At 41.8% G+C, this 6,245-nt stretch carries 2 protein-coding genes; one reads left to right on the top strand and one right to left on the bottom strand.

Going from position 1 to position 6,245, the window contains the following annotated elements; all coding sequences use genetic code 11:
* Positions 1 to 348 precede the first annotated feature (348 nt).
* Positions 349 to 5,280 (bottom strand): discoidin domain-containing protein, encoded by a 4,932-nt coding sequence (locus RUMTOR_RS00105; protein ID WP_242647666.1) that lies wholly within the window; start codon positions 5,278 to 5,280, stop codon positions 349 to 351.
* A gap of 254 nt (positions 5,281 to 5,534) precedes the next feature.
* Here RUMTOR_RS00105 and RUMTOR_RS00100 point away from each other — a divergent pair, with 254 nt between their 5' ends.
* A complete protein-coding gene (locus RUMTOR_RS00100) occupies positions 5,535 to 6,221 on the top strand; it encodes a helix-turn-helix domain-containing protein (RefSeq protein WP_114148658.1) in 687 nt (228 codons plus the stop codon).
* Positions 6,222 to 6,245 lie beyond the last annotated feature (24 nt).

The raw sequence follows: 6,245 nt of genomic DNA, 5'->3' as shown, positions 1-6,245 counted from the left end.
GTTCTGTGAGTGAATTTATCATAGCATATCTATCCTTCAAAAACAATAATATTTTTCACTTTACTATTAAAAAACACCTACATGAGGTGAAGAGTTTATTTCCACTTTGAACAAAGTAGATTGTAGTGTTTCACTTATAAAGAAACACAGAACCACAGGGAATGTCAGAAGGCGCATTTCAGGATTGTACATAGCCGCCAAAATCTCCGGCGTTCCCGCACTCTGACCTATCACCTATATGAAAACTGCCGACAGGATTACCTGTCGGCAGAAAAACTGTATGATACTATTTTATTTGTTATGCTTTCAAGATCAATTATTTATCACATTCTGAAAACAGTTTTTAAATTAAGAACGTTTTTTGCGTGATTTCAACACCACAACACCAGCTCCTGCGGCTACGCCGAGGCATACGATCCACGGTACTGCATTTGCTGTATCGCCCGTCTGAACTGCGCCTTCAACTTTATCGTTTTTGTCGTTCTTATCATTCTTATCAGTAGTCGGAAGCTTCTCAAAACGAGCCTCGATCTTCAGATCTCCCGTAATCGGAGTATTGAAATCGAATTCTTTTCCATCCACGAACCAACCGATGAACTTATATCCTTCTTTTACAGGATCAGCAGGACGATCAAGCGTCTTGCCATCTTCTACCGTAACTGTTTGTCCGTTAATGATTACTGTATGATAAACTTTTGTATCATCTTTCTTCTCATATACAGCTTCAACTGTTGTATCTTTCACCGGCACAAATGTATAAGGTGTTCCAAGAGCCTCTGTCTCTTTTCCATCTACTTTCCAACCTTTAAAGATATATCCGTCATTTGCTTTTGCTGTAACAGTTACTTCACCTTTGTCATTCATCTCGCTGACTGTGATTGTTCCGTTCTCACTCTCTACTGCTGTAACTTTATACTGTGTAAAGCGTGATTCAACATTCATATCAGATGTGATCGGTTTTGTGAAATCTACAGCCGTATCTGTTCCAACAAGGTAGAACCCTGCAAACGCATGACCCGGTTTAGACGGCTCTTCTACTGTCAGTGTTTCGCCGTCTTTTACTTTATGTCCTGTCCCGTCGATCGTTACCGTCCACTCTTTCGGCTGCGGATCCGGCGTTTCACCGTTTTTCGTGAAATGAGCGATCAAAGATGTATTCATTTCTACAGCAAATGTATATTCCGCATCATCAGATACCTTTTCTCCTGTAAGAATATCATACCATCCTGCAAACTTATACTCTTTATTCGGAGTCGCCGTTACAGTAACGTTCTCGTGCTGCATTACTTTTCCGTCTTTTGCGCTGCTTGTAACTTTTCCGCCCTTCTGAGCCGCAGCATAAACTGTCATTTCTTTTACCTTTTCATTGTCAACATCAAATTCAGATACAGCTACCCAACCGTCATTAGATGTTTTTGCAACGAATTTTACAAACTGAACTTCCTGCTCGTCAAAGTAGAATGTCTTCTTAGATGCATCAGCGGCAAATTCTGTATTTTCGGCAACTTTTACCCATTCGTCACCTTCATTTGCCTTCACATATAAATCAGCTTTTGTCACCTGACCACTTGCATTTCCCTGTCTTGGAGTGAAGGAGAACTGATTGATCGTATATTTCTGACCGAGATTGATCACTCCGCCGATCTCATCAAAACTTCCCTGCGGTTTCAGCTTATCGCTTTTTCCATCTTTCCAATTTGAATGCCAGATTGTATTTGATTTTCCGTCAAATGCATATGTGAAAAGACCTTCTGTTTTACTATCAGCAATATTGGTTTCTGTATCAACAGATACTTTTGTCCATGCCGCTTTATTATACTCATCTTTTGACGAGATCGGATCTGCTGTCTTTACTTCTACATTATCGATCGTGCCGACGATTGAATTCGTCTTTGATCCGATACGCTGAACAGGCAGAAGCAGTGTTGCATTTTTAATCCCCTGTTTTCTGAGCGTATTATCAGTCTGTCTGTTGATGTAAATTCCTGTTGCCTGATATTCTTTTCCGTCTACGATCAACACAGTTTTCAACGTATCTGTCACGATTTCCATATGAACTTTCTCGCCAACCGGAAGTTTATAATCGAAGTAGTAATCATAAAGCTCTCTTCTGAATCCAACTCTTCCGTCATCCATGATGCGGATATCATGTACATAATCTTCTCCGCCCGGTGTATCTGCTTCAAACAGGATCTGTCCTGCTCTTGCTTCTTCAGTTAATGTAACGTCAAATGACAGGGCGTTTCCGACTGCAAGTTTTTCAATCGGTGTCGACGCATAACTTTCGCCGCCTTTCAGTTTCAGCGCGCCGTCAATATCTGCATTCTTTGTCTCTTTGATATCTCTGTTGTTTTCAGACGAATCTTCTTTATTGTCAAAACCGTAAGACATATACTTGCCGTCTTTATCTGCCGTTTCTTCATAGTACGGATTGCTTCCCGGAGCATCTCCCAGTTTCTCCGCTTTTTCTTTTACTGCGGCAAACTCAAGATCTTCACCTTCGCCCCAGCCTTTGCTTGCAAGAATCGGAAGCGCATCTTCAAAACGCTCAAAGTTATCAACTTCTGAGATTCCCTGTGCAGCAGTGTCAATATTATCGTTCCAAATCGCAAACGTACTTCCGAGCATCTGATCAGATCCTGCCGGAATTACTGTTCCGCCCATATTATTCGGAATCCAATTTTTGTAAAGGTCTTCTGTTCTCAGATAATCGCCATATCCTCCTCTGCTTCCGCTTCCATTCGGAACCATATAGAGAGAACCGTCCAGTGTATTGATAAGATCAAATCCATCGTTGTACATCTGTTTCGGATTGGAGTATCCTGTATTCCATACGTTCAACTGTACATTTTCGCTTTTTACCGGAACTGTTCCGTCTCCGTCAATCTGCGTCAAACTTCCCCACATACGGACTGTACGGTCTTTACCTTGAATATATTTGATCATATCATCGGAGAAATGACGGAAAGCATTCTCTTCACCATAATATTCATCTGTTCCGATATGTACTGTCATACTGTCGTCGAACATATTGTCTGTCAGATATTCATCCCACACACCCTGAACAAATGAAAGGCTCTTACCATACTGACTGTCTTTGGAATTCACATCACCGCTTAAGTCAAACTGCTCGCCTGCACGTTTTGCATTTCCGTTGACAGCTTGATTCTGCGGAAGCATCAGATCAGGACGAACTTTTGTAAATGCACCCGAATGTCCCGGAGCATCAATTTCCGGCACAATACTTACTCCCTGCGCTTCAGACTCTTCGATAAAGTTTCTAAAGTCTTCCTTTGTATAGAAAAGGTCTTCGTTAGTCAGATCTTTTTTATTTTCTCCGCCTGCCTTAATATCGGACTCAAGACGGAATCCTGTATACGCCCTTTCTCGAGCGACTTCTGCGCTTTCAAAATTCTCATAGAAGATCAAGTTATCATTCAAATGAACCTGAAAATCATTCATCTTGTAGTATGCCATAGCGTCTACAAAATCTTCCAATGACTCAAGAGATGCCGGTTTACGGGCAACATCCAAGCTAAAGCTTCTTACTTTGAACTTCGGATAGTCTTTTGTAATACCTTTCGGAATCTCACCGTTATTCAGTTTCACGATCTGAAGAATGGAACGTGTCGACCAGTAAGCTCCCTGCGCCTGCTCAGCCTTTACATTTACTTTATCGTCCATCTCCATGATATAGCCTTCTTCACCGAGTCCGTTTTTATCATCTTTTGTAAAGACGATATCGCCTGCATCTTCTCCGCTGTCTGCAACCTGAAGATCAACGCCGTACTCTGCTTTATAATCTGCTGCAAGAGCTTCTGCCGCTGCCTTAAACGCGGCGTCTTTATAAACGATCTTTGTGCCTTCACCGATCTTAACAGATCCGGCCTCTGTTCCGCCATACCACTCTGCCAGTTCCGGAATTACAACCGGTTTCGCATTTGTTCCAGCGTTATCATATTTACCCGGAATCGTAACTGTATGTTCTCTTGCGCCTTCTGCTGTCTCTTCACCTTTTGTTACTTTGTAAATTCCCTTTACAGTTGTCTCTCTAAGCGGCTGATAGATCTTGCCGTCTCTTCCGACAACCTGTTCGTAATCTGCGAGGAACTCTACAGTAACTCCTTCCGGCACATCCTGCCACTCTAATCCGGTTTTGTCCGCCTTTACAGTCGGAGCTGCCAGCTTGTCCGCAATCTGTTTTGCTGTTGCATTCTCATCGATGACGCCTGACTCCGGCTTCATCGCATATGCGCCGAATTCTGCCACAGAAACATTATACCAAGTTCCTGTCGCAGCGCCGTACTCCGTTACGTTTAATTTCAGTTCTTTTGCCCATACAGGTTTGTCTAACTTGATAATCTGCTCGGCTTTTGTAACCTGCTCGCTGTTTGTATGAACTACAGTAAATTCGCCGCCTTCTTTTTCTGCCGCTTCAATCGTATATTTCTTCGGAGTAGGAACTCCGCTTGCCGGCATTTCCCAGTCGATCTTCACATATTCTACCCACTGCGCTGCCGGAAGCTTCACAGTCAGCGTACGGGCTGTCGTTCCTTTTCCATCGCTTTCTGTTGCCCAGCGTGTTGTTAAATCTCCGTCAATCGCTTTTGCCGGACCTTGTTTTCCCGGCTCGCTTTGAACCTCTTCAAAATTGCTTGCTTCTGCTGTTCCTTCCAGACAGTAGTTTTCATCCGGGAGAACCGTATCAGGAATCTCATTTGCATAGATCTGGAAGTCATAAAGAGAAACTGATCGCCAATTTGTCTGATCATCTGCCGCATTCGCCGTATATCCGTCAATATATAAACGTACATAACGTGCTGTTTTTGCCTCTGGCAAATGAATATTTTCATTTATATGAGAAATATGACTTGCTCCTGTTTTTGTATAGACGTCTTCCCATGAATTATCTTCGCCTGTCTGTGAAATCTGGATTTTATAACCGGTAATATTTCTTCTTTCCCATGCAAGAACAAACGACTGGAATGTTTTTGCTTCTTTCAAATCAATCTTCAGCCACTTTGCATCTGCATCTCCGCCTACGTTCGTTGCCCAACGGGACTGATCTCTTTTTGCTGCAGTTCTGTTAACAATACCGTCAACAGCTTTATCCGCGCCCCAATAGTCTGTTTCTTTATCGTTGACTGTTGCTGTTGAACCAATCGCCAGATTTTTCACTTCATCTGCCGCCTCAACACTTAGAGGTGCAAGCGGAGCTGCCAATCCGAAGACCATTACTCCGGCAAGCGCTCCCGCGCCGGCGCGCGTTAACTTTTTCATTTTCCTTCCCATTTTTTACCTCTCTGCTTTCTTAAAATTTTTAACGAGAGAAAACACGTTTTCGTACTTCTCTCGTTACTTCTGCTAATAAACTTCCAGTAAAAAGTTTATATCCTGATTTAGTCAGAGTCGATATAAAAAACCAACTCGCCTCTAGCGACTCTCTCATTATTATAGTTTTTTTCATCATAAAACTCAATATTTTTTATCACTACATAATTTTTTCCTTAAATGAAAAACTAAATTCCACCATCATGCTGAATTTAGTCTTACTCTCTTCTTCTATATCCTATATTATTTTAGTACCTTCTATCCGCAGTAGAAAAGAGGTACTTATGTGTAAATCTATCCCTGGAAATCAAAAGCATATGACAATGGATCAGCGTATTATAATTGAAAAAAGGTTGGATCAAGGAAACTCCCTCCATAGCATTGCGCTACAGTTAGGAAAAGATCCAACCACTATCTCCAAAGAAATTAAAAAGCACCGCACTATTCAGGAACATAGCCACTTCAATGAATCAAAAAATAAATGTGCTCTAATAAAAGACTGCAAAAAAAAGAATATCTGTGAAATCTATGCTCCGATATGCAAAAGAATGTGTAAACTCTGCAACCACTGTAATTCCCATTGCGATGATTTCATTCCTCGCAGTTATCATTGTTCCAAACTAGATAAAGCTCCCTTTGTATGCAATGCTTGCAGTAAAAAAAGCGGATGCCGTTTGGATAAGGCTTATTATAGAGCCACGATTGCTCACAGGGAATATCGAACCGTTCTGATTGAATCGCGAACTGGTATCAACATTTCTCCTGAAGATTTGATAAGGCTGGATGAACTGGTTTCCCCACTGATTATGCAGGGGCAGTCCCCTTACATGATCCTACAGAATCATCCGGAAGATCCCTTACTCAGAAAAAACGCTTTACAATTACATTGAATCCGGAGCTTTGAGTGTTAAAAA

The sequence above is a fragment of the [Ruminococcus] torques ATCC 27756 genome (assembly GCF_000153925.1).
GTDB lineage: Bacteria > Bacillota > Clostridia > Lachnospirales > Lachnospiraceae > Mediterraneibacter > Mediterraneibacter torques.
Note: the sequence above shows the minus strand (reverse complement) of the source record. Positions and strands in the feature narration are given on the sequence as shown.

Bases quoted from the DNA above. Each gene is read 5' to 3' on its own strand.
- RUMTOR_RS00105 (WP_242647666.1), bottom strand. From the start codon at position 5,280: ATGAAAAAGTTAACGCGCGCCGGCGCGGGAGCGCTTGCCGGAGTAATG.
- RUMTOR_RS00100 (WP_114148658.1), top strand. From the start codon at position 5,535: ATGCTGAATTTAGTCTTACTCTCTTCTTCTATATCCTATATTATTTTA.